Here is a 23,171-nt window from a genome sequence, read left to right as displayed (position 1 = left end):
CGGCGTGCCGGGCCGCAGCGCGTCGGTGACCCGCTCGGGGCGGCGGTCCGGCCGCCCGCCCCGCACGGGCAGCGTGAGCGCGGCGGGGCAGGGACTGCTGCTGCGCGGGGTGACGGCCGGGTTCGGGGGTCGGGGGTCGGGTTCTGTCGGGGATCAGTCGAGCATGCTCGGCGTCGGGGTCGGCGTACGGCCCGCCAGGACCTCCTTGAGGCGCTTGGTGCCCTGCTCCACGGCGGCCTTGGTGGTGTCCTCGTCGGCGCCGTCGAGCCCGCCGTTGGTGACCGTGATGGCGTCGTCGCCGACCCGGACGACGGCGACGTCGAGGGTGAGCGTCACGGGGTCGCCGTTCGAGGTGCCCTTCACCGTCACGGTGAGGCCCTGCCTGGCGTCGCCCTCCTTGGGCAGCGAGGCCTCCACGACCTGCACGGTACGGTCGCCGCTGTCGCCGCCGGTCAGGGTGAACTGGTCGCACGTGTCGGGCAGCTTCCCCAGCCAGTCCATCGACTTGTCGAGCGTGTCCTTCTGGTAGGCGGCGACCTGGTAGAGCAGCCGGGAGTCGCCCTCCTGGAAGCCGTTCAGCGCCGACGCCCCGGACGGGCTGCCGAGCAGGGTGTCGTCGTAGAGCGCGTCGACCAGGCGCTGGCAGTCGGCCGCGTCGGTCTTGCCGGTGACGAACTGGGCCGCGTCCACCTGCCCGATGAGCAGCTTGTCGCTCCAGCCCTGCGGGTTCTTCACCTGGACCCAGTCGTCCTCGATGTCCGCCGCGGTGATCAGCGCGTTCCGGGCGCCGGTCTCCGAGAGGGTGGCGGTGGGCGACGGGGTGGCACTGGCCGACTTGCCGGCGGCCGACGACGAGGGGGCGGACGGGGACGGGGTGGTGGACGGGGACGGGGTGGTGGTCCGCGCGGCGAGGGGCCGCTCGGCGACGGTGGCGGCGGCGGTCTCCGACTCGGCCGACGTGTTGTCGTCCCCGCCGGCACAGGCCGCCGTGGCGAGCAGCGTCCCGGTGGCCATCGCGGCGGCCAGGACACGGACCGGGCGGGCCGCGCGGGCCCGACGGCCCGCCGTGCGGGGTGCCGCCGCGGCGGGCGGGGCCGTACGCGGCAGGGCCGGGTCCGGAGCGGCGGCGTTCCGCGCCGGTCGGGACGGGCGGCCGGTCGGGCGAGGGGTGATCACGTTTGCCTCCTGAGGGCGGTCGGGACGGGACGGGCGGGGACGGCCGGGACGGGGCGGGTGAGGACGGGACGTGTTCCCGGCGCAGGTGTGCCCGGGCGGCCCCCCTCGCCTCCACCGCACCACCGGCCCGGCCGCTCGACCAACGCAGGGAGCCATACGGGTGAGGGTTACGCCGGGTGCGGGAGGGAGGTGAGGACGCGGCGGTGGGGCGGTGGAGGCGAGGGGGTGCGGCGGTCGGGCGGTGGGGCGGGGCGGTGCGCGCGGGCACGACAGCCTGGGTGGGCACGACAGCGTGGGAGGGCGGGGCAGTGTGGGTGGGCGAGGCGCCGCCCGGCCGCGCGACCGGGCCATGGCGCGACCGGGCCGTGACGCGACCGAGCCGCGCTGCCGGCCGGCGACCCTGAGGCCGTCCTGCCTCGGTCCAGTGGCCCGGTGGCCCTCCGGCCCCGGCCCGGCAGTCCGGTGACCCGGTGGCCGAACAGGCCCGCGGCGGGTCCCGGGCGACGGGGGCGGGCCGGAAAATGCGAGGTGGTGGGGCCGGTCGCCGGGGCATCATGACGACTTCCGCCACCTTCTCGCGGTGTCGGCCGATCACCACCGGGGGAGTCCGTGACCGTCCAGAACATCCTGCTGTCCGGCGTGGTCGGCTCGACCGCCTACGGGCTCGCGCACGCCGGGTCCGACGTGGACCGGCTCGGCCTGTTCGCGGCGCCCACCGAGGAGCTGCACGGCCTGCACCCGCCGAAGGAGTCCCACGTCAGCACGGCACCCGACCGGACCCTGCACGAGGCCGCCAAGTGGTGCCGGCTCGCGCTCGGCGGCAATCCCACCGTCACGGAACTCGTCTGGCTGCCGGACGAGTTGTACGAGGTGCGCACCCCGCTCGGCGACGAACTCGTCGGCATCCGTACGACCTTCCTGAGCGCCCGGCGCGTCCGGGACGCCTACCTCGGTTACGCCACCCAGCAGTTCCGCAGGCTGCTCGGCCGCGGCGACGGCTCGTTCTCCGCCGACACGCGCAAGCGGACCGCCAAGCACGCCCGGCACCTCAAGAGGCTGTGCGGGCAGGGCTACGAGCTGTACACCACGGGCACGTTGAGCATCCGCGTCGACGACCCGGAGAGCTTCCACCGCTTCGGCGAACAGGTGGCGGCCGATCCCGATGCCGCCCTTCCGCTGCTGCGCCGGTACGAGGCGGCGTTCGACGAAGCCCGCAGTGTGCTGCCCGAACACCCCGACGAGAGGGCCGCCGACGCGTGGCTGAGGAAGGTACGGCGGCACTTCTACCCGTCCTGACCGCCCGTCCTGACCGCTCGGCCTGATCGCTCGTCCTGGCCGCCCGGTTCGACCGAGGTCTCCCGGGGGTCCGGGAAAAGCGCGTGCCCCGCCGGACCCTTCCTCCCTACACTCGCTCCATCGAGCGCCGCCCACGAACAGGGCCGCGCCGCACCGCGACGAACGAGGGGAGCCCGGCCATGAGTGACCACGCCGCCGCGGCTCCCCGTTCCCGCTACGAGGTGATCCTCGTGTCCTTGTCCGTCCGGTGCCCGCGGCGCGGCCGGCACCGGATGGTCTGACGCCACGTCAGTCACCGCTACGGAGCCACCCCTTGGCGCACCCTGCCTCGGGGTGGCGGCTCCGTCGTCACGTCGACTGGCGTCCCGTCAGCAATCGCGCCGCCCCTTTCACGAGACACACCTCGAAAGGCCATGGGCCGTGCGCAACAACCTCGACCGTCACCTCGCCGCCGTACGCAATCTGGGCATCCTCGCCCACGTCGACGCGGGCAAGACCACCGTCACGGAGCGGATCCTCTTCGCCACCGGTACCACGCACAAGCGCGGTGAGGTCCACGACGGCACCACCGTCACCGACTTCGACCCTCAGGAGCGCGACCGCGGGATCACCATCTTCGCCGCGGCCGTCAGCTGCGACTGGGACGGCCACCGCGTCAACCTGATCGACACCCCGGGACACGTCGACTTCGCCGACGAGGTGGAGCGCTCGCTGCGGGTGCTGGACGGGGCGGTCGCGGTGTTCGACGCCGTCGCGGGGGTGGAGCCGCAGAGCGAGTCCGTGTGGCGGCAGGCCGACCGGCACGGCGTGCCGAGGATCGCGTTCGTCAACAAGCTGGACCGGGCGGGCGCCGACCTCGACGCGGCAGTGGCGTCGATCCGGGAACGGCTGCATCCCGTCCCGCTCGTCGTCCAGTTGCCGATCGGCGCCGAGGACGCCTTCGCCGGCGTCGTCGACCTGCTCCGGATGCGGGCGCTGACCTGGGACGACGACGGCGGGGCGGCCGTGGAGGGACCCGTGCCCGACGCACTGCGGGAGGAGGCGCTGCGCCGCCGCCGACTGCTGGAGGAGGCGGTCGCGGAACGGCATCCGGCCGCGCTGGAGGAGTTCTGCGACCGGGAGACGCTGACGGCCGGGACGCTCGTCACGGCGCTGCGCGACCTGACCCGCACCGGTGACGGAGTGGTCGTGCTGTGCGGCTCGGCCTACCGCAACCGCGGGATCGAGCCGTTGCTCGACGCCGTGGTCGCCTATCTGCCGTCGCCACTGGACGTGCCGGCGGTACGCGGTGTGCACGACGGTGTCGACGAGCGACGGCCGGCCGACCCCGCCGCACCGTTGGCGGCCCTCGTGTTCAAGGTCCACGCCACCCCCACCGGCAGGCTCACCTACCTGCGGGTGTACTCCGGGACGATCGGGAAGGGAGACGCGCTGTGGGACGCGACCGCCGGCCGGAGCGAGCGCGTCGGCCGCATCCTGCGGGTCCAGGCCGACCGGCACGCCCCACTGGAACGGGCGGTCGCCGGGGACATCGTGGCCGTGATCGGGCTGAAGGCGGCCCGCGCGGGCTCGACCCTGTGCGCGCCGGACGCCCCGCTGGTCCTCGAACCGCCCGGGGTCGCCGATCCCGTCGTCTCCGTCGCGGTCGAACCGCGGCGCGGCACCGACGCCGACCGGCTGGTCTCGGCGATCGCCCGGCTGGCCGAGGAGGACCCGTCGCTCACGGTGCGCACCGACGCCGAGACCGGCCAGACCGTGCTCTCGGGCATGGGCGAGCTGCACCTGGAGGTCGCGGTGGAGAAGATCCGCCTCGCCCACGGCCTGGAGGTCAACGTCGGCCGGCCGCGCGTCACCTACCGGGAGACGGTCGGCCGCGGCGTGTCCCGACTGGTCTTCCGGCACGTCAAACAGGACGGCGGCGCCGGTCAGTTCGCGCACGTCGTGCTCGACGTGGAGCCGCTGGAGGACGGGTTCGACTTCCGGTCCACCGTGGTCGGCGGGCGGGTGCCGCAGGAGTACGTCCGTGCCGTCGAGGCCGGCTGCCGGGACGCCCTCGCCGAGGGCCCCCTGGGCGGGCACACGGTGACCGGCCTGCGGGTCACGCTGACCGACGGGTCGACCCACGTGAAGGACTCCTCCGAGACGGCCTTCCGCACGGCGGGCCGGCTCGGCCTCCGTGAGGCCCTGCGGGCCTGCGCGATGGTGCTGCTGGAACCGGTCGTGGAGGTCACGGTCACTGTGCCGGGCGACGCCGTGGGCGGGGTCCTCGGCGACCTCGCCGCCCGGCGCGGCCGGGTGACCGGTTCCGAGGTGCGCGGCGGTGCGGCGGTGGTGACCGCCACCGTGCCGCTCGCGGAACTGTTCGGCTACGCGACCCGGCTGCGCAGCCGCACCCAGGGCCGCGGCACCTTCACGACCCGGCCGACGGGATACGCCCCGACGCCGGCACCGGTGTCGGCGCCGTAGGACCAGCCGGCGCCGTAGGACCCATACGCCCCGGAGGCCCCCTCCGGGGCGTACGGGCGGGGGCCGCGGCGCGGATGACGGCGACGTCCGCACCGCGGGCCCCGCCCCGCATGCCTCGCTCCGGGCGGCGACCAGAGCCGTGAGCCGTGAGCCGCGAATCGTGAGCCGCGAATCGCGAGCCGTGAGCCGTGAGCCGCGAGTCATGAGCCGCGAGTCACGAGCCGCGAGTCATGAGCCGCGAGTCGCGACAAGAGCGGCGGCGGGAGCCCCGCGAAGGCGGCGGCACCCGCCGCACCCGAGTTGCACAACCCTCGTCGAAACTCTTGACGCGGCTCGCGTCCGAGGTTTAACTCACGTCCTAAATTAAGCCATGATGAGAGACCCGGGAGCCGACCCATGCGTACCCTCCGAGCCGCGGCCGCAGGCGCCGTCGTGATGTCACTCGCCCTGGCCGTGACGGCCTGCGGCGGCGGTTCGTCGACGGACGGGAGCGGGTCCGACGACTCGCCGAAGGAACTGACGTACTGGGCGTCCAACCAGGGCGCCAGCACGGAGATCGACAAGAAGGTCCTCCGGCCGGAGCTCGACAAGTTCGAGAAGGAGACCGGGATCAAGGTGAAGCTGGAGGTCGTGCCCTGGTCCGACCTGCTCAACCGGATCCTCACCGCCACCACCTCCGGGCAGGGCCCCGACGTCCTGAACATCGGCAACACCTGGTCGGCCTCGCTCCAGGCGACCGGCGGGCTGCTGCCCTGGGACGACGCGAACTTCGCCAGGATCGGCGGCAAGGACCGGTTCGTGGCGTCGGCGCTCGGCTCCACCGGCGCGCGGGGCGAGGACCCGGCCGCCGTGCCGCTGTACTCGATGGCGTACGCGCTCTACTACAACAAGCAGATCCTCGCCGACGCGGGCATCTCCCGGCCCCCGGCGACCTGGGACCAGCTGGTCGCCGACGGGAAGAAGATCCGGGCGAAGGGCAAGCAGGTCCTGGGCGCCGAGGGAGCGAACGTCTCCGAGAACGTCCACCACGTCTTCACCTTCGCCAAGCAGCACGGCGCGGACTTCTTCACCTCCGACGGCAAGCCCGACTTCACCTCCGACGGCGCGGTGGGCGCGGTCAAGCAGTACGTCGACCTGATGGCGAAGGACAAGGCCATCCCGCAGGGCAACGCCGAGTACGCCCAGAACCAGTCCGTCAGCGACTTCGCCAAGGGCAGGACGGCGTTCCTGCTCTGGCAGTCGGCCTCCGCCAACCTCACGTCCCAGGGCATGGGCGAGGACGAGTACGGCATCGCGCCCGTGCCCGTGCGGTCGGGCACACCCGGCACCGGCACGCAGGTCAACTCGATGGTCGCCGGCATCAACCTGGCCGTCTTCAAGAACACCGACAACCTCGACGGCGCCACGAAGTTCGTGAAGTTCATGACCGGCGACGAGGAACAGAAGATCCTCAACAAGGCCTACAGCTCGATCCCGCCGGTCGCCGCGGCGCAGGAGGACCCGGCCTTCAACACCCCGGCCAACGCCGTCCTGAAGGACACCCTCGCCAAGAGCGCCGCCGCGCTGCCGCAGGTCGCCGACGAGTCGCAGTTCGAGACGGCGGTCGGTACGGCCGTGAAGGAGCTGTTCGCCGACGCGGCCGCCGGACGGGCGGTGACCACCGAGTCGGTCAAGGCCCGCCTGGAGAAGGCCCAGCAGCAGATGCCGACGAAGTGAGCACGATGACGACCACGGCCAACGAGCAGGCCACCGAGCAGACCATCGTGCGCAAGGACTCCCCGGGCGCGGCGGACGGCCCCCGCCGCCCCGGGCGGATCCGCCGGATCGGACTGCCCTACCTGCTCCTCCTGCCCGCCCTGATCCTCGAACTCCTCGTCCACCTCGTGCCGATGGCCATCGGCATCGTGATGAGCTTCAAGGAACTCACCCAGTTCTTCATCCGCGACTGGGACGCCGCCCCGTGGGCCGGACTCGACAACTACGCGATGTCCGTCGACTTCGACGCCCCCGTCGGCGAAGCCCTGTTGCACTCGTTCCTGGTCACCGTGGCCTTCACCCTGCTGTCGGTGGGGCTGTGCTGGCTGATCGGCACGGCCGCGGCGATCTTCATGCAGGACACCTTCCGCGGCCGCGGACTGCTGCGCGCGCTGTTCCTGGTGCCCTACGCGCTGCCGGTCTACGCGGCCGTCATCACCTGGGTGTTCATGTTCCAGCACGACAACGGCCTGGTGAACCACGTCCTGCACGACCAGCTGCACCTCACCGACAAGCCGTCCTTCTGGCTGATCGGCGACAACAGCTTCTACGCGCTGCTCACCGTGTCGGTGTGGAAGGGCTGGCCGTTCGCCTTCCTCATCGTGATGGCCGGCCTGCAGAACGTCCCCCGTGAGCTGTACGAGGCGGCCGCCCTGGACGGCGCCGGGGTGTGGCAGCAGATCCGCCGGATCACCCTGCCGTCGCTGAGCGCCGTGAACCAGGTCCTGGTCCTGGTGCTGTTCCTGTGGACGTTCAACGACTTCAACACGCCCTACGTCCTGTTCGGCAAGGCCGCCCCGGAGGCGGCGGACCTCGTCTCGGTCCACATCTACCAGGCCTCGTTCGTCACCTGGAACTTCGGCGCCGGTTCCGCGATGTCGGTCCTGCTGCTGCTGTTCCTGCTGGCCGTGACCGGCGTGTACCTGGCCGTCACCTCACGCGGACGGAGGCCCGCCGGTGCCTGACACCCACCTCCACCGGGCGGCGCCCCGCTCGCCCATGGCGCCGCCGCGTTCGTTCCTGTGGTCGCGGCGCGTCTTCCTCACCCTGCTCGCCGGCTTCGTGCTGCTGCCGGTGTACGTGATGGTCTCCAGCTCCCTGAAGCCGCTCGCGGACGTCTCGGGCACGTTCCGCTGGCTGCCGAGCGACCTGACGATCCGGCCGTACGTCGACATCTGGTCGACCGTCCCGCTCGCCCGCTACTTCGTGAACTCGCTGGTCGTGGCGGGCGCGGCGACCGTCTGCTCGGTGGTGATCGCGGTGTTCAGCGCCTACGCGGTGAGCCGCTACGACTTCCGCGGCAAGCGCGCGTTCACGGTCACCGTCCTGTCCACGCAGATGTTCCCCGGCATCCTCTTCCTCCTCCCGCTGTTCCTGCTCTACGTCAACATCGGCAACGCCACCGGCATCGCCCTGTTCGGCTCGCGCGGCGGACTGATCCTGACGTACCTGACCTTCTCCCTGCCCTTCTCCATCTGGATGCTGATCGGCTACTTCGACTCGGTGCCGCGCGATCTCGACGAGGCGGCGCTGGTGGACGGCTGCGGCCCGCTCGGGGCGCTGTTCCGCGTCGTGGTGCCGGCCGCGGTCCCCGGCATCGTCGCGGTCGCCGTCTACGCCTTCATGACGGCGTGGGGCGAGGTGCTGTTCGCCTCCGTCATGACCAACGACACCACCCGCACCCTCGCCGTCGGACTCCAGGGCTACTCCACCCTCAACGACGTGTACTGGAACCAGATCATGGCCGCCTCGCTGGTCGTCAGCGTGCCCGTGGTGGCCGGCTTCCTCCTCCTGCAGCGCTACCTCGTCGCCGGCCTGACGGCAGGAGCGGTGAAGTGAACAACCTCCGTGATCCCGAAGGGACTTCCGTGACCATCGACCTCGCCGCACTCCCGCACGACTTTCTGTGGGGCACGGCCACCTCGGCCTACCAGATCGAGGGAGCAGTGGCGGAGGACGGCCGTTCGCCGTCGATCTGGGACACCTTCTCGCACACCCCCGGGAAGACCGCCGGCGGCGACCACGGCGACATCGCCTGCGACCACTACCACCGCTGGCGCGAGGACATCGACCTGATGCGCCGGCTCGGCACCAACGCCTACCGGATGTCGATCGCCTGGCCGCGGGTGATGCCGGGCGGCGACGGCCCGGTCAACCCCAAGGGTCTCGCGTTCTACGACCGGTTGATCGACACGTTGCTGGCCGCCGGCATCACCCCGTCCGTCACCCTCTACCACTGGGACCTGCCGCAGGCGCTCCAGGACCGCGGCGGCTGGCCCGAGCGCGACACCGCCGAGCACTTCGCCGCGTACGCGTCGGCGGTCGCCGGGCGGCTCGGCGACCGGGTCTCCCACTGGACCACCCTCAACGAACCCCTGTGCTCGGCGTGGATCGGCCACCTCGAAGGCACGATGGCGCCCGGCCTGACCGACCTGACGGCCGCCGTCCGCGCCTCCTACCACCTGCTCCTCGGCCACGGCCTCGCCGTCCGGGCCATTCGGGCGGCGGCACCCGGCGCCGAGGTCGGCATCGTCAACAACCTCTCCACCGTCCACCCCGCCTCCGGCCGTCCCGAGGACCTCGCCGCCGCCCGCCGGGTGGACGGCCACACCAACCGCTGGTGGCTCGACCCGGTCCACGGCCGCGGCTTCCCGGCCGACATGCGCGAGGTCTACGGCGTCGAACTCCCGGAACGCGGCGGCGACCTGGACACGATCGCCGCACCCCTCGACTGGCTGGGCCTGAACTACTACTTCCCGGCGACCGTCACCGACGACCCCGACGGCCCCGCCCCGTACGCCCGTTCCGTACGCCGCCCGGGCGTCCCGCGCACCGGCATGGACTGGGAGGTCGACCCGAGCGGCATCGAGGCACTGCTGCTGCGCCTGACCGACGAGTACGGCGCCCGCCGCCTGTACGTGACGGAGAACGGCTCCGCCTACCCGGACGTCGTCCGCCCCGACGGCACCGTCGACGACCCCGAGCGCCGGGCGTACCTCTCCGGACACCTCGCGGCCTGCGCCTCCGCGGCCCGCAAGGGCGCCCCGCTGGCCGGCTACTTCGCCTGGTCGCTGCTGGACAACTTCGAGTGGGCGTACGGCTACGACAAGCGCTTCGGGCTGGTCCACGTCGACTACCGCACCCAGGAGCGCACCATCAAGGGCACCGGACGCCACTACGCGGACATCATCCGCAGACACCGGGAGGGGGTGGCGGAGGCGGCCTGACCCGGGGGCCGGACGCGGGGTGCCGGACGCGGGTGCGCGGAGCGGGAAAGGGCGTTCGCCCCGTCGGCGCGCCCGCCCCGCCGTACGGCCGCCGCTCCGCCCCGGCCCTCCCGCCGCCCCGGCCCTCCCGCCGCCCCGGCCCTCCCGCCGTCCTGGCCCGGTCCTGCTCCCGCGGCGGCGCCCCCAGGAGTGCCGTCCGGCCATCAGGTCAGGGGACCAGGTCATCACGAGACCAGGATCAGGACGAGACCAGGATCAGGACGAGGACGACGATGGCGACGACCGCCGCCACGGCGAGGGAGGCCTTCCACCGGCCCTCCTCCGACAGCCGCCGCAGGACGCCGAGTCGTCCGTCGGTGCCACGGAAGACGTAGAACTCCAGGTTGCCGGAGCCGGGCGGCGTCGCCTTGACGACCGTGAGCCGCCGGAGGACGACCCGACGGTCCTTCTCCGCCTTCGCCCGGCGCAGGTGGGGTTCGAGGGCCGCGCGGTGGTCGGGGGAGAGGTCGTCGGGAAGCGGATCGCCGGCGTCGAGCCGGTCGGTGTGCCAGCCGCCCGAGCCCAGTTCCGAGGCCACCCGCCGGGGCCGCGGGACGGGGGGCGGCACGTTCTCGGTCCGCGAGGTCCACTCGATCCGGCCCGCCGTCCAGGACGTCAGGCTCCCGTGTCCCTTGCAGGTGGTGCACTCGACGGTGCCCTTACGCCCGCACGGCTCGCAGGGGATGCGCCCGCTCGCCCGGCACTCCTGGCACGTGACCTTCCCCCAGCCCCGGCATCCGGGGCACGCGCTGTCGGGGGTGTGGCAGCCTTCGCAGGTCACCCGCTCGTCGGGGCGGTGGGCCCGGCCCTGCTTGGGCGGCCGGGGCGGGGTGCCGGGCAGGCCGCCGTGCTTGAGGTGCTGCGTGCACGCGGTGACGCCCTGGCACACGGCGCACACCTGGGCCGGCTCGCACGGGTGGTACTTCGTGCCGTCGCAGTCGGCACAGCGTCGCCGGCCGTTGCCGCAGTCGCAGGACCTGAGGTGCGGCGTGCCGCGTTTGACCAGGTCGAGCGGCTGGTCGAGGGGCGTCTCGTGCGGGCCGAGCTTGTAGTCCCTCAGCACGTCGTAGACCGGCCGTTCCGCGAGGTCGACGGTGCCGGGCCGGTGCCGTGTCTCCTCCGTGCGGCGCTCGACGTACCGGGTGACGGTGCCTTCGAGGAGGTGCAGGCGGGTGAGGAGGAAATCCGCGGCCGGCGGACCGGGGCGCCCGCCCCCGCCGCGCGTCAGGGACGCGGCGAGCGCCGCACGCACCTCGTCGTCGGACGGATCGTCTGGTGCCACCACGAAACCCGCTCCCCCCAAGTCGCCTCCCCCGTCCGGGACATGGGCCGGACCGGTGCCGAGCGGCACCAGTGTGACGGGAGCGGGCTCGCGGCAAAAGGGCGCGGGAGGAAGAGGCAGCGACACCCCACGGCCCCACGACCCTGCGACGTCACGGCCCCGCACCCCCGCAACCCTGCGCCCCCCGCGCCCGCGACGTCACGACCCCGCACTCCCGTGCCGACCCCCCTTCTCCCTACCCCCGCACCGCCCCCGTCGTCAGGCCCGTCACGAAGTGGCGCTGCAGCAGGACGTAGACGACGACCACCGGGGCCGAGGCGATGACGACGCCCGCGAACAGCAGGGGGTACTGCGTGAGGAACTCGCCCTGGAAGTCGAGCAGCGCCAGCGGCAGGGTGCGGTGCTCCTGGGAGCGGATGAACAGCAGGGGGTAGAGCAGGTCGTTCCAGTCCATCACGAACAGGAAGATGCCGGTGGTGGCGAGGGCCGGCCGGGTCAGCGGCAGCGCGATCGAGCGGAACGCCCGCAGCGGCGAGGCCCCGTCGAGTTCGGCGGCCTCGTACAGCTCCTCGGGGATCGTGCGCAGGAAACCGCCCAGGATGAACACGGCCGTCGGCAGGGTCGTCACCGCGTCGACGAGGACCAGCCCGAGCAGGCTGTCGGTCAGCCCGAGACGGTCGAAGAGGACGTACTGCGGGACGATCGCCGCCTGCGCGGGCACCGCGAGCCCAGCGACCAGGACGCCGAAGACGGCCCAGCCCACCCGGCCGGGAATCCGGGCGCAGAAGAACGCGGCCAGGCTCGCCACCACCAGGGTCAGCGTCACCGCGCCCGCCGTGACGACGGCGCTGTTGGCGAACGCGGCACCGAGACCGCCCTCCCCCACCGCCCGCCGGTAGTTGTCCAGGGTCGGCGACGACGGCGGGGCCAACGGCGCGTCGAACAGCTGCGGCAGCGTCTTGAACGTGCCGAACACCACCACCAGCAGCGGCAGTACGACGACGGCGGCGCCCGCCACCAGCGCGATCGGGCGTACGGTCCTGGTCATCGGGTCGCCCCTCCCGTCGCCCGCCGCTGCACCCAGGTGAGCAGCGCGATGAGCGCCATGAACACCACCGACTGGGCGGCCGCGTAGCCGAACTGGTTGTTGGAGAACGTCGTGTAGATGCGGGTGGAGAGGATGTCGAGGGCGGGGCCCGGCGGATTGCCCGACAGGCCGAGGACGAGGTCGAACGCCTTGAACGACTGGACGGTGGTGTACGCGACGACGATCGCGGTGGCCGGGGCGACCAACGGCCAGGTCACGTACCGGAACCTGGCGAGGCGGCCGGCGCCGTCCAGTTCCGCCGCCTCGTACAGCTCCCTCGGTATCGCCTGGAGCCCCGCGATGAAGACGACCATCATCTGGCCCGCGTGGAACCACACCTGGGTCAGCGCCAGCCAGAACACGGCCGTGTCCGGGTTGCCGAGGTAGACCGACTGGAGGGAGTCCAGCCCGGCCGCCCGCAGCGCCGAGTTGAGCAGGCCGCCGTCGGGGTCGTAGACGAACCGCCACACGAACGCGACCGACACCGACGACAGGACCGTCGGCAGGAAGAAGACGGCCCGCAGCAGCGTCGAGGCGCGGCTGGTGCGCACCAGCCAGAGGGCCAGCAGCAGCGCCAGGGCGGTCTGGGTGACGACGACGGTGAGGGTGAGCTTGAGGTTGTTCTCCGCCGCGTTCCGGAACATGTCGTCGCCACCGGCGAGTTCGGTGAAGTTGCGCAGGCCCACGTCGTGGTAGCCGGCGCTGTAGCCGTCCCAGTCGGTCAGCGCGTACTGCACGCCCTGGACGACCGGGTAGGCGAAGAAGAACAGGTAGAGGGCGAGGGCGGGCACCGGGAACAGCCACAGTGCCCGCGCCGTGCGCCGCCGCCTACGACCGCTTCTGGTCGATGACACGCTGCGCCTCCTCGGCGGCCTGCTCCGGCTTCTTGCCGCCGACGACCGCCACGGTCGCGTTCTCGACGGCCGTGCGGATGTCGAGGTCCAGGAACTGGAAGCGCGGTGCGAGCAGCGTCTTCCGGGTCAGCCAGGGCGCGACCGCCTTCAGGTCGGCGTTGGTGTACTCGACGCCCTCGACGGTGACGTGCTGACCGGTGCCGTTGGCGTAGGTGCCGGCGTTCTCGGGGTCGCTGAGGAACTCCAGGAAGGCGTAGGCGGCGGGCTGCACCGTGGAGGCGCTGTTGACGCCGAGGATGAAGGTGGTGTTGAAGACGCCCTCGTACTTCGCCTTCCCGGCGGCGGTGGTGATGGGGGCGACGAGGTCGAAGGGGAACTTCGCGCCGAGCGCGCGCACGCCCGCCATCTGGAAGGAGCCGGTGGCCAGCAGACCGGCCTTGCCCTCGGCGAACAGCCGGGTGACGGCGTCGGTGCCGGACCCGGTGGCCCGCTCCTGGAGGTAGGGCCGCAGGGCGGCGTACTGCTCCAGCGTGCCGAGGAACCAGTCGTCGGTGACCTTCAGGGCGCCGGACTCGATCCGGGCGAACGCGTCGTCGCTCGGCGCGTTGTTCATCACCATCACGTTCAGCAGCTGGCCCGCGTTGGCGGAGTCGCCGCCCGGCCAGGCCAGCGGCGTGTACCCCTTGGCCTTCAGGTCGTCCAGGAGCTGCAGGAAGCCGTCCCAGTCCGCGGGCGCGGCGGTGTGGCCGGCCTTGTCGAGGGCGTCGGTGTTGGCGAGCGGCATGTTGAAGACGAGCTGGTAGGGCAGTCCGTACTGCTTGCCGTCCTGTGCGCCGGGGCCTATGAGGTTTCGCTGGTACGCGTCGACGACGCCGGTGCCGGTCAGCGGCGCGTACACCCCCGCCTTGACGATCTGCTGGAACTGGGCTCCCCGGAAGGCGGTGAACACGTCACCCGTCCTGGAGCCCTGGATGCGGCGCAGGGCGGTGGACTGGTAGTCGGCGGACGGGGCGATGTCCTGCTCGACGCCCGCGTCCGGGTGCTTCTTCACGAACGCCTTGACCAGGCCGGCGAGCACCGCCTTGTCCTCGGCCCGCCAGTGCGCGAAGGAGACGGTGCCCTTCACGGCCCCGGAGGTGGCGAGGCCGGAGGGGGAGGCGCTGCTCGCGGCACCGGAGGAGCCGCCGCCGGGGCCGGCGCAGGCGGCGAGACCCAGGCCGAGGCCCGCGGCGCCGAACAGACGCAGGGCGGACCTTCTGTCGAGGGAACGGGGCATGGGGGAGTCCTTGTCAGGATCAGAGGTGAAGTGAGGGGGCGTCAAAAGTGGTGAGGTGTCAAAAAGATTCAGATGTGGATGAGTTGCCGGGTCAGCAGGGGCCGGACGCACTCGCCGAACCGGATCGCCTCCTCCAGGTGCGGCTGCCCGGAGAGGACGAAGTGCTCGATGCCGAGGGCGGCGTACTCCTCGATCCGCTCGGCGACCTGCTCGTGGCTGCCGACGAGCGCGGTGCCCGCGCCGGGGCGCACCAGCCCGAAGCCGGCCCACAGGTTGGGGTGGATCTCCAACCGGTCGGTGCGACCGCCGCTCAGCGCGGCCATCGCCCGCTGCCCCTCCGACTCCGAGCGGCTGAAGCGCTCGTGGGCGGCCCGGATCGCGACCGGGTCGAGGGCGTCGAGGATGCGGTCGGCCTCCGCCCACGCCTCTGCCGCGGTGTCCCGGCTGATGACGTGCAGCCGGATGCCGTAGGACAGCTCGCGGCCTTCCGCGGCGGCCAGTTCGCGCACCCGGCCGATCTTCCGCGCGACGGCCGCCGGGGGCTCGCCCCAGGTGAGGTAGGTGTCGGCGTACCGGGCGGCGACCGGGAGCGCGGCCTCGGAGGAGCCGCCGAAGAAGACCGGCGGCCGGGGCAGCGGCGGCCTGCGCAGCCGTCCGCCCACGACCCGGTAGTGGTCGCCCTCGAAGTCGTACGCCTCCCCGCGCCAGGCGGTGCGCAGCAGGTGCAGGAACTCGCCGGTGCGGGCGTAACGCTCGTCGTGCGCGAGGAAGTCGCCGTAGGAGCGCTGCTCGTCGGCGTCGGAGCCGGTGACGACGTTGAGCAGCAGGCGCCCGCCGGACAGCCGTTGGTAGGTGGCGGTCATCTGGGCGGCCAGCGGGGGCGCGATGACGCCGGGCCGGAAGGCGACCAGGAACTTCAGCCGGCTGGTCTGCGGGATCAGCGCGGCCGTGGTCAGCCAGGAGTCCTCGCAGTCGCTGCCGGTCGGGGTCAGCACCGCCTCGAACCCGGCGGACTCGGCGGCACGGGCCACCTGGGCGAGGTAGTCGAGGGTGGGCGGACGGGCGGTGGTGCGGGACTGGAGGGAGTCGCGGGCGGTCACGCCCACCACGTCACGGTCGTCGCCCGTGGTGGGCAGGAACCAGTGCAGGCGCACGGTCATGAGATCTCCAAGGAGTGCCGGGGGGCACGGCGTTCGGGCACGGGAGGCGAGCGCCCGGGCGAAGGGTGCGAACGAAGGGGGAGTCCCCGTGGTCACGTGGGACCGACGGCTGAGGACCGAGCCCCGAGGACCGAGCCCCGAGCCCCGAGCCCCGAGGACCAAGGGCCGAGTACCGCGGGACGGGGGCCGAGAGCCGACGACGTGGTGCCGATGCGGCGTCGAACCACGCCGGACACGCCGGAAGCACGTGAGAGGGGGGAGGCAGACCCTGACGGGCGCGGCCCCTGACGGGCGTGCGCCGCCCGCGGGGCGTGCGGAATCAGCTACAGAGCGCCGTGGCTACCCTGAGCAGGTCGATGTGCGCGCGCTTGACGAGCTCGACGCCGGATTCCATGGGGCGGGACTATACACACCGCACATCAGTGTCGAGACGCCGGTCCCACGAAGTGGACAACGGCGCGGCTTCGGGCGGATGGAGCCCGAGGGAGAGGGGAGATGGGGCCCGGCGGGGAGGGAGAGGGGACGGGGCCCGACGGAGAGGGAGAAGAGAGCGGGCGGAGAGGCGGCAAGGCGCACCGGACACGGAGCCCCACCGCCTCGGAGCCCCACCACCTCGCCGGTCATCAGTGACGGCCGTCAGTGCGGAAACCGTCGGGCCGACCGGGTCAGGAGTCCTTCCTGGCCACTCCGCCGTAGATGCCGATCGGCGGCAGGTCGGGCCGCGGCGGCTCCTCCGGGCACCAGTCGGTGACGCGGACCAGGCCGGGGTCGATCAGGGTGAAGTCGCCGAAGAAGTCCAGGATCCGGGCGTGCGGGCGGAGGTTCATGGACGCGGTGGCCTTGCGGTAGACGGCGGCGGCGTCCTCCCGCCGGTCCTCGTGGACGTCGCCCGTCGCGTGCGACAGGACGAGGTAGGAGCCGGCCGGGAGCGCGTCGCGGAGGGTGGCGAGGATGGTGTCCGGGTCCTCCGCCTCGGCGATGAAGTGCACGACGGCCACCAGCAGCAGCGCCACCGGCCGGTCGAAGTCGATGAGTTCGCGCACCTCGGGGTGGTCGAGGACGCCCCGGGGATCACGCAGGTCGGCCAGGACGACCGAGGTGTCGGGTTCGTCGAGGAGCGCCATCGAGTGCGTGCTGACGATGGGGTCGTTGTCGACGTAGGCGACGCGGGTCTCGGGTGCGAGGGCCCGCGCGATCTGATGGACGTTGGGCTCGGTGGGCAGGCCCGTGCCCACGTCGAGGATCTGCCGGATCCCGCCCTCGCCGACCACGTGCTCGACGGCGCGCCGCAGGAAACGCCGGTTGGCGCGGACGCCCTCCCGCACCTCGGGCGCCACCTTCATGAACTCCTCGGCGGCCTCCTGGTCGACCTCGTAGTTGTCCTTCCCGCCGAGGAAGTAGTCGTACATCCGGGCCGGGTGGGGCCTGCTCGTGTCGATCACGTGGGCGGGGGAACCGCCCTGGTCACCGCTACCGGGGGAGGACATGTGGCCTGACTCCGTCCTGAACTCGTTCGACTTGTTCACCGCCGAGGCGGACACCCGTGGTGAGGGTCCGTCAACTCGCTTTGCGAACAAGCATTTTGGCATGTCCGGGGAGCTCACTGAGGCCCGGGCTCCCGGCGGCCGGATCAGTGTCCGGCAACCGCGGTCACGCCGTGCTCACGCCGTGCTCACGCCGTGCTCCGGTCCCGGCCCGCCGGAGCGGATGCCGTTCCGAACGGTCCCGTCGGCAGCGCCGGGAGCGGCACCGCCGACGGGACCGTTCGGACGCCGGTCGGATGCCGGTCGGGTGGGAAAGAGAACGGCTCCTCGTCCCAGGGGGCGAGGAGCCGTTCCGTGTGCTGTGAGCGTCGGATCAGGCGTGGCGGTGGTGGGCGTGGCGGTTACCGGTGACCAGGCGGTAGAGGGCGAGGAGGATGACGGAGCCGACGATGGCGGCGATCCAGGTGGACAGGTCGAAGAAGCCGTCGATGGAGTCGACGCCGAAGATCACCTTGCCGAGCCAGCCGCCGAGGAGGCCGCCCGCGATGCCGATGAGCATGGTGATGATGGCGCCACCGGGGTCCTTGCCCGGCATCAGCGCCTTGGCGATGAAGCCCGCGAGCAGGCCGATGAGGATCCAAGCGATGATTCCCATGACGCGTCTCCTACCTCGTTGTATAAAGTTTCTGTTAGTGCACCGTGTTTACCGTCGGGCCGCTTTCAAACACCGTGTACCTGATCATCTGCCGGGCCGGGTCCCGGACTGTTCCCTCATGCCCTTCACCGTCCGGCGGGAAGGCCAGGGGAAGGCCACGGGAAGGCCACGGGAAGGCCACCGGTCCTCCGGGCCCGGCACGACTTCTTCCCCCTGTCGGTCGGATGATCCCGGTTGGCGGCACCGGACCTGAGGGTCCGTCACGGACGCGGACGAGAGGTCCGGCCACCGCCGGGCCGGGCGTGACGCGGGGCCGTTCGCGGGCGGCAGGCCCGCACGACGCGGATGCGCGAACGGTTCCGATGTTCCCGCGTCACATCGGATGATCGGTGCCATGGTGCTTTCTTCCGCTGTCCGGCTCTGGCTGCTCCCCAACGCCGTCCTCCTCGCCGCAATGGGCGTCTGGGGCGCGATCCGCTACTCCCACCTGCCGGAGCGGATACCGAAGCACATCGGTGTCGACGGAGTGGACGCCTGGACGGACCGGTCGATCGGCAGCGCGTTCGTCCTGGTCTTCGTGTACACGGGCATGACGGTGCTGCTGACCGGCTGCGCCGAACTGACCCTGCGCATGACACCACGCGACGAACTGCCGGACACGAAAAGGCCGTCGTTCGCCACCGGGCTGTCCTCGTCCGTGCTCAACAGGCCCGGCAGTCGTGCGTCGGCACGCCGGATCGCCCGGGCCCTGTTGCTGTTCGACACGTGTATCGGCCTCACCCTGCTCACGGGCTGCGGAATGCTGTGGCGTTCCACGCCCGAACCGGACGTGCCCGGGTGGCTGTTCGCCGCGATGACGACGCCGCTTCTCGCCGGCACCGCTGTGACGGTCGCCGCGGCCCTGGGCGACCGGAAGCGCTGAAACTCCTGCGGACCCGCCCTTCTCCCGGCGCGTCAGGTGCCGGTGGACCGGCCTGCCGGGCCGAGCGCGTGAACCGGTGCTGTGAGCGGGAGGGTTCGCCGGGCCCGCGGAACAGCACGGGAGGTCCGAGCCGTTCGGTAGTGTGTTCGTCCGGGGAAGAGGTGAACGGCTGCTGCCCACGGGCAACGGCGACCACAGCCGTGACGCGTTCCATGACCACGGACGTCGGCACGCCCCCGGTCCCCGTGCTCGGGGAACGGATCACGAGACGGACGGGGGAACACCGATGACGCCCGCTCACGCTTCGCCCGGGGTGGGGAGCAGTCCGCCGCCGGAGAGCGACACGGTCATCGACGTACGGGACCTGCGGATGCGCTACCGCGACCAAGAGGTGCTGAAGGGCGTGGACTTCACGGCGCGGCGGGGTGAGGTCCTCGTGCTGCTCGGCCCGAACGGCGCGGGCAAGACGACCACGATCGAGGTCCTGGAAGGCTTTCGCATGCGCTCGGCCGGTGACGTGACCGTCCTCGGCGCCGATCCGGCTCGCGGGGACGAGCGGTGGCGTGCGCGCCTGGGCATCGTGCTGCAGTCCTGGCGCGACCACGGCAAGTGGCGGGTGCGGGAACTGCTGGCCCACCTCGGTTCGTACTACGCGCCGTACTCCACCGCCCTCGTCCGGCGGCCGTGGGACACCGACGAGCTCATCGCCGCGGTGGGGCTGACAGCGCAGGCCGACAAGCGGGTCGGCACCCTGTCGGGCGGCCAGCGCAGGCGTCTCGACGTGGCCGTCGGCATCGTGGGCAAGCCCGAGACGCTGTTCCTGGACGAGCCGACCGCCGGTCTGGACCCGGAGGCCAGGAACGAGTTCCACGGCCTGGTGCGCGGGCTCGCGGACGAGAACACCACCGTTCTGCTGACCACGCACGACCTCGCCGAGGCGGAGAAGCTCGCCGACCGGATCCTCATCCTGGCCGGCGGCCGGATCGTGGCCGACGGCTCGGCCGAGGAGCTGTCCCGGCAGGTGTCGGGGGAGGCCACCGTGCGCTGGACGCAGGACGGGCGGGCCTTCGAGCGGGCGACGGCCGAACCCACCCGGTTCGTCCGCCGGCTGTTCGAAGAGCACGGTGAGGCGATCGGCGGTCTCGAGGTGCGCCGGGCGAGCCTGGAGGACACCTACCTGACGATGGTGCGGGAGCTGGAGACGGAAAGCGGCCCCGGCGGGCGGGCGGCACGCGCTTTCGGGGAGGGACCGCGATGAGTCCGGTGTGGTACGCGGCGAGGGTGGGGGTGCGGCGCGGCCGGACGGAACTCCGGCAGACCTTCACCTCCGGCCAGGACCTGTTCGGGTACGTGCTCTGGACGGTCCTGCTCATGGTGCCGCTGTTCCTGCTCAGGGACGATCCGCTGAAGGGCGCGGGCATCTCCGCGGGCGCGTTCATGCTGCCGAGCATGGTGGGCATGACGCTCGCCTTCACCGGGGTGATGACCACGGCGCAGCTGCTCGCGACCGAGCGCGAGGACGGCACGCTGCTACGGGCCAAGGCCGTGCCCCACGGCATGGTCGGCCTCCTGGTCGGCAAGATCGTCATGGTGTCGGGCACGGCTCTCGTCTCCATGGCGCTCCCCTTCGTCGTCGGCGTGTTCCTGGTGGACGGGGTGGCCCGGCAGGGCGGCGGAGCGCTGCTGACGCTGGTGTGGGTGGTGCCGCTGGGCCTCCTGGCGACCCTGCCCATGGGCGCCGTCATCGGCTCGCTCGTCGACAGCCCGCGCACCGTCGGCCTGCTGATGCTTCCGGTGATGGGGCTGATCGCGGTCTCCGGAATCTACTTCCCGCTGTCGAAGCTGCCCGAATGGCTGCAGATCGTGGGGCAGGTCTTCCCCGTGTACTGGCTCGGCCTCGGTCTGCGGGCCGCACTGCTGCCGGCCGGGGCGGTCGCCGCCGAGGTCGGCGCGTCCTGGCGGTACCTGGAGACGGTGGGCGTGCTGGGCGCCTGGGCGGTCGCCGGGCTGCTCCTCGCACCGTCCGTCCTGCGCAGGATGGCCCGCCGGGAGTCCGGGGCCACGATGGCGGAACGGCACCGGAAGGCGATGCAGCGGGTCGGTTAGCACTCCCGTCATCCGGTGCGTCCGCCACTCGCCCACGAACTTGGGTGGCATGTCCGGGTAGACCGGGCCGTTGTGCGGTGGAGGCCCAGCAGGCCGGTGATGCCTGTGCGGGCCGTCGTCGAGGCGAGGGCCCCGGTGACCCCGGCTCGTCGTCAGGGCTGTGCCGGGCGGCACGGTGACTGCGCGGCGCCGTCCGTTGCGGCCCGTGCCGCAACGGACGGGCGCTGCGGACCGCCACCGATGGACATCTGTGGTGAGAGCCCGTCAACTCGCGCCGCGGACATGCACCTCGGTGTGTCCCGGGAGCCCGTCGGGGCTCGGGCTCCCGGTGGTCGGCTCAGAGTCCGGCAGCCGCGATCACGCCGCGCCCGCCGCGTCGACCAGCTCCGCGAGGGCGCCGGCGAGGGCGTCCAGTCCGGGGCCGGCCGGGCCGCCCGGCTCGGTCATGTAGACGTCCCGGCGGATCTCGATCATCAGGGCGCTGACCCGCGGGTCCTTCCCGTAGTACGCCAGCGGGACGTACGTACCGGCGAACGGGCTGTTGATCCCCGTGCCGCCGAAGCCGGCGAACGCCCGCTCGGCGCGCAGCCGCAGCCCCTCCGGGGTGTGGAAACCGTCGCTGCCCAGACAGACGGGCGGGCGCGGGCCGTCGCCGTGCAGTTCGTACGGCAGGGGCGCGGTCGGGTACGAGTGCACGTCGACGATCACCGCCCGCCCCACGGCCGCCAGCCGCTCCGTCACCGCGTCGGTCATGGCGGCGGCGTACGGCTCGAAGTACTCCTCCACGAGCGGCCGTCCGTCGTGCCCGGCCTGGCGCAGCTCCTCCCGGTGCGTGGTCCGCGTGTACACCGCGCCCATGCCGACCGACAGCATCTCCTCCCGCTCGTCCGGGAACCGTTCGGGGTCGACGACCAGCCGGGACAGCCGGTTGACGAACCGCCAGGGCGCGGTGGAGCAGCGCGCCGCGGCGGCCGCCGCGATCTCCGCCGTGTGCGAGTCGGTGATGTGGTCCAACTCCCGCTCCAGCGCGGCGTCGTCGAGGACGATGTCCTGCCGCACCGCCGCCGGTATCGCCCGCGAGGAGTGCGGGACGTGGAGGATCACGGGGGAGTCGGGGGCTCCGGGGAGGAGCTGGTAGGAGGCCGACGTGTCGTTCATGTGTGGTGCCTTCTCCGCTGGTTGTCGTGGATCGCGCGTCGGGAGGCAAGCGCGCCTCTCGCCTGGTCGGCCGGACACGGGAACCGTGCCGCCCGGCCACCTCGATGATCGTTTACATTCGTCTTTCCTGTCAACTCGTTAACCGGTGCTTTCACTTTTCCGGGGGTCGTCCGGGCCCTCGCCGCTCGCGCGACCGGCTCCGGGTACGGTGCCCGATGTACGGCACACGTACGTGACGGGCCACGGCGGGGAATCACCGAAGGACGTGAACGTGGAGCAGTTCGCTGCGGGCAGGATTCTGCGCGGCAGGTACCGGCTGGAGCGGATCCTGGGCAGGGGGGCGATGGGGCACGTCTGGCAGGGCACGGACGTGTATCTGGAGCGCCCCGTCGCGGTCAAGACCGTCGCCGCGGATCTTCTGGCGCTGCCCGACTGGCGCGGCACCGCCCTGGCACGCTTCGAGAGGGAGGCCAAGGCCGCCGCCCGCCTGGACCACGCCAACATCACCACCGTGTACGACGCGGCCGTCACCGAGGACGTCTGCTGCCTGGTGATGCAGCTCGTCGACGGAACGACCCTCGACAACGTCGTCGACGGCGCCGACGACGGACGCCTGCCCGTGGCGGCCGCGGTCTCCGTGGCCGCGCAACTGTGCTCGGGGCTGTCCGCCGCGCACGCCGCCGGACTCGTGCACCGGGACCTGAAGCCCCAGAACGTCATGGTCCGCGCCAGCGGCCTGGTGAAGATCCTCGACTTCGGCCTCGTGAAGGTCCTCTCGGACACCGACCCGCGGCTCACCATGACGGGCGAAGCGCTGGGCAACGTCTGCTACGCCTCGCCGGAACTCCTGTCCGGTGACAGGCCGTTGGACGGCCGCAGTGACCTGTACGCGGTGGGATGCCTGCTGCACCACATGCTCACCGGCCACCCTCCCTTCCGTGGCGAGGGCCCCGCCGAGCTGGTGACCCAGCACCTCACCGCGTCCCCGCCCCGGCTCGCCGACAGCGGGGTCGACGCCCCTGCCGCACTTCAGGACCTGTCGCACGCACTGCTCGCCAAGCGTCCCGAGGACCGTCCCGGCGGTGCGGTGGAGGTGTACGCGGCCCTCGCCCCGTACCTGCCGGCCCCCGCTCCGGCGCTCGCGACCCGCAGGATGCCGCCGGAGGATCCCCGACGGCCGTTCCTGGTACCCCAAGGGCCCGTCGTGCCGCGTTAGCCGCGGCCGACC

General features: G+C 72.3%; 20 protein-coding genes. 10 read left to right on the top strand and 10 right to left on the bottom strand.

What is annotated here, in order from left to right:
• Window positions 1-153 precede the first annotated feature (153 nt).
• On the bottom strand, window positions 154-1,014 hold the full coding sequence (locus ACH4N1_RS08740; protein ID WP_398095966.1) for a hypothetical protein: 861 nt from the start codon (window positions 1,012-1,014) through the stop codon (window positions 154-156).
• Window positions 1,015-1,785: 771 nt separating this feature from the next.
• Here ACH4N1_RS08740 and ACH4N1_RS08735 point away from each other — a divergent pair.
• From ACH4N1_RS08735 to ACH4N1_RS08710, 6 genes are all read left to right on the top strand, one after another.
• A complete protein-coding gene (locus tag ACH4N1_RS08735; RefSeq protein WP_398095589.1) occupies window positions 1,786-2,472 on the top strand; it encodes a DNA polymerase beta superfamily protein in 687 nt (228 codons plus the stop codon).
• A 420-nt stretch (window positions 2,473-2,892) separates the two neighbouring features.
• Window positions 2,893-4,938 carry an elongation factor G gene (fusA, locus tag ACH4N1_RS08730; RefSeq protein WP_398095587.1) on the top strand — a complete coding sequence of 682 codons (2,046 nt, stop codon included), beginning with the start codon at window positions 2,893-2,895 and terminating at the stop codon, window positions 4,936-4,938.
• Window positions 4,939-5,334: 396 nt separating this feature from the next.
• A complete protein-coding gene (locus ACH4N1_RS08725; protein ID WP_398095585.1) occupies window positions 5,335-6,654 on the top strand; it encodes an ABC transporter substrate-binding protein in 1,320 nt (439 codons plus the stop codon).
• A gap of 5 nt (window positions 6,655-6,659) precedes the next feature.
• Window positions 6,660-7,658, top strand: a complete 999-nt coding sequence (locus ACH4N1_RS08720) for a carbohydrate ABC transporter permease (protein ID WP_398095965.1) — start codon at window positions 6,660-6,662, stop codon at window positions 7,656-7,658.
• A 34-nt stretch (window positions 7,659-7,692) separates the two neighbouring features.
• Complete coding sequence (locus ACH4N1_RS08715; protein ID WP_398095963.1) at window positions 7,693-8,532, top strand: carbohydrate ABC transporter permease; 840 nt, start codon at window positions 7,693-7,695, stop codon at window positions 8,530-8,532.
• A 29-nt stretch (window positions 8,533-8,561) separates the two neighbouring features.
• Window positions 8,562-9,920 (top strand): GH1 family beta-glucosidase, encoded by a 1,359-nt coding sequence (locus ACH4N1_RS08710; RefSeq protein WP_398095584.1) that lies wholly within the window; start codon window positions 8,562-8,564, stop codon window positions 9,918-9,920.
• Window positions 9,921-10,158: 238 nt separating this feature from the next.
• Here the strand turns inward: ACH4N1_RS08710 and ACH4N1_RS08705 are convergent, their stop codons facing one another.
• The 8 genes from ACH4N1_RS08705 to ACH4N1_RS08670 all read right to left on the bottom strand — a co-directional run bounded on the left by ACH4N1_RS08705 (window position 10,159) and on the right by ACH4N1_RS08670 (window position 17,757).
• Window positions 10,159-11,244 carry a hypothetical protein gene (locus tag ACH4N1_RS08705; protein WP_398095583.1) on the bottom strand — a complete coding sequence of 362 codons (1,086 nt, stop codon included), beginning with the start codon at window positions 11,242-11,244 and terminating at the stop codon, window positions 10,159-10,161.
• 232 nt (window positions 11,245-11,476) lie between these two features.
• Window positions 11,477-12,289, bottom strand: a complete 813-nt coding sequence (locus ACH4N1_RS08700; RefSeq protein WP_398095582.1) for a carbohydrate ABC transporter permease — start codon at window positions 12,287-12,289, stop codon at window positions 11,477-11,479.
• Window positions 12,286-13,182 carry a carbohydrate ABC transporter permease gene (locus ACH4N1_RS08695; protein ID WP_398095581.1) on the bottom strand — a complete coding sequence of 299 codons (897 nt, stop codon included), beginning with the start codon at window positions 13,180-13,182 and terminating at the stop codon, window positions 12,286-12,288. Before ACH4N1_RS08695 ends, ACH4N1_RS08700 begins: the two co-directional genes overlap by 4 nt.
• The gene (locus ACH4N1_RS08690; protein WP_398095580.1) at window positions 13,157-14,458 is read right to left on the bottom strand and encodes an ABC transporter substrate-binding protein; all 1,302 of its coding nucleotides are present in this window, start codon (window positions 14,456-14,458) and stop codon (window positions 13,157-13,159) included. Before ACH4N1_RS08690 ends, ACH4N1_RS08695 begins: the two co-directional genes overlap by 26 nt.
• 68 nt (window positions 14,459-14,526) lie before the next feature.
• Entirely contained in the window at window positions 14,527-15,618 is a 1,092-nt protein-coding gene (locus ACH4N1_RS08685) for an LLM class flavin-dependent oxidoreductase (RefSeq protein ID WP_398095579.1), read from the bottom strand.
• A 319-nt stretch (window positions 15,619-15,937) separates the two neighbouring features.
• The gene (locus ACH4N1_RS08680) at window positions 15,938-16,012 is read right to left on the bottom strand and encodes a putative leader peptide (RefSeq protein WP_350328511.1); all 75 of its coding nucleotides are present in this window, start codon (window positions 16,010-16,012) and stop codon (window positions 15,938-15,940) included.
• Between the two features lie 271 nt (window positions 16,013-16,283).
• Window positions 16,284-17,105 carry an SAM-dependent methyltransferase gene (locus ACH4N1_RS08675; RefSeq protein WP_398095578.1) on the bottom strand — a complete coding sequence of 274 codons (822 nt, stop codon included), beginning with the start codon at window positions 17,103-17,105 and terminating at the stop codon, window positions 16,284-16,286.
• Between the two features lie 370 nt (window positions 17,106-17,475).
• Window positions 17,476-17,757 carry a GlsB/YeaQ/YmgE family stress response membrane protein gene (locus ACH4N1_RS08670; RefSeq protein ID WP_363088796.1) on the bottom strand — a complete coding sequence of 94 codons (282 nt, stop codon included), beginning with the start codon at window positions 17,755-17,757 and terminating at the stop codon, window positions 17,476-17,478.
• A gap of 394 nt (window positions 17,758-18,151) precedes the next feature.
• Here ACH4N1_RS08670 and ACH4N1_RS08665 point away from each other — a divergent pair, with 394 nt between their 5' ends.
• The 3 genes from ACH4N1_RS08665 to ACH4N1_RS08655 all read left to right on the top strand — a co-directional run bounded on the left by ACH4N1_RS08665 (window position 18,152) and on the right by ACH4N1_RS08655 (window position 20,785).
• Window positions 18,152-18,679, top strand: coding sequence for a DUF1648 domain-containing protein (locus tag ACH4N1_RS08665; RefSeq protein WP_398095577.1), 528 nt, complete (start codon window positions 18,152-18,154; stop codon window positions 18,677-18,679).
• Window positions 18,680-18,965: 286 nt separating this feature from the next.
• Window positions 18,966-19,937, top strand: coding sequence for an ABC transporter ATP-binding protein (locus tag ACH4N1_RS08660; RefSeq protein WP_398095575.1), 972 nt, complete (start codon window positions 18,966-18,968; stop codon window positions 19,935-19,937).
• Window positions 19,934-20,785: an ABC transporter permease gene (locus ACH4N1_RS08655; RefSeq protein WP_398095574.1), complete on the top strand. Its 852-nt coding sequence runs from the start codon at window positions 19,934-19,936 to the stop codon at window positions 20,783-20,785. The genes ACH4N1_RS08660 and ACH4N1_RS08655 overlap by 4 nt, the downstream gene beginning before the upstream one ends.
• Window positions 20,786-21,142: 357 nt before the next feature.
• Here the strand turns inward: ACH4N1_RS08655 and ACH4N1_RS08650 are convergent, their stop codons facing one another.
• Window positions 21,143-21,943 (bottom strand): N-formylglutamate amidohydrolase, encoded by an 801-nt coding sequence (locus ACH4N1_RS08650; protein WP_398095573.1) that lies wholly within the window; start codon window positions 21,941-21,943, stop codon window positions 21,143-21,145.
• A 271-nt stretch (window positions 21,944-22,214) separates the two neighbouring features.
• Between ACH4N1_RS08650 and ACH4N1_RS08645 the strand changes: the two genes are divergently transcribed.
• The gene (locus ACH4N1_RS08645) at window positions 22,215-23,159 is read left to right on the top strand and encodes a serine/threonine-protein kinase (RefSeq protein ID WP_398095571.1); all 945 of its coding nucleotides are present in this window, start codon (window positions 22,215-22,217) and stop codon (window positions 23,157-23,159) included.
• The last annotated feature ends 12 nt before the right edge of the window (window positions 23,160-23,171 follow it).

It is taken from the genome of Streptomyces sp. NPDC017202, assembly GCF_044331705.1.
GTDB lineage: Bacteria > Actinomycetota > Actinomycetes > Streptomycetales > Streptomycetaceae > Streptomyces.
The sequence above is the reverse complement of the archived record's forward strand: the minus strand, read 5'-3'. Positions and strand labels throughout refer to the sequence as shown.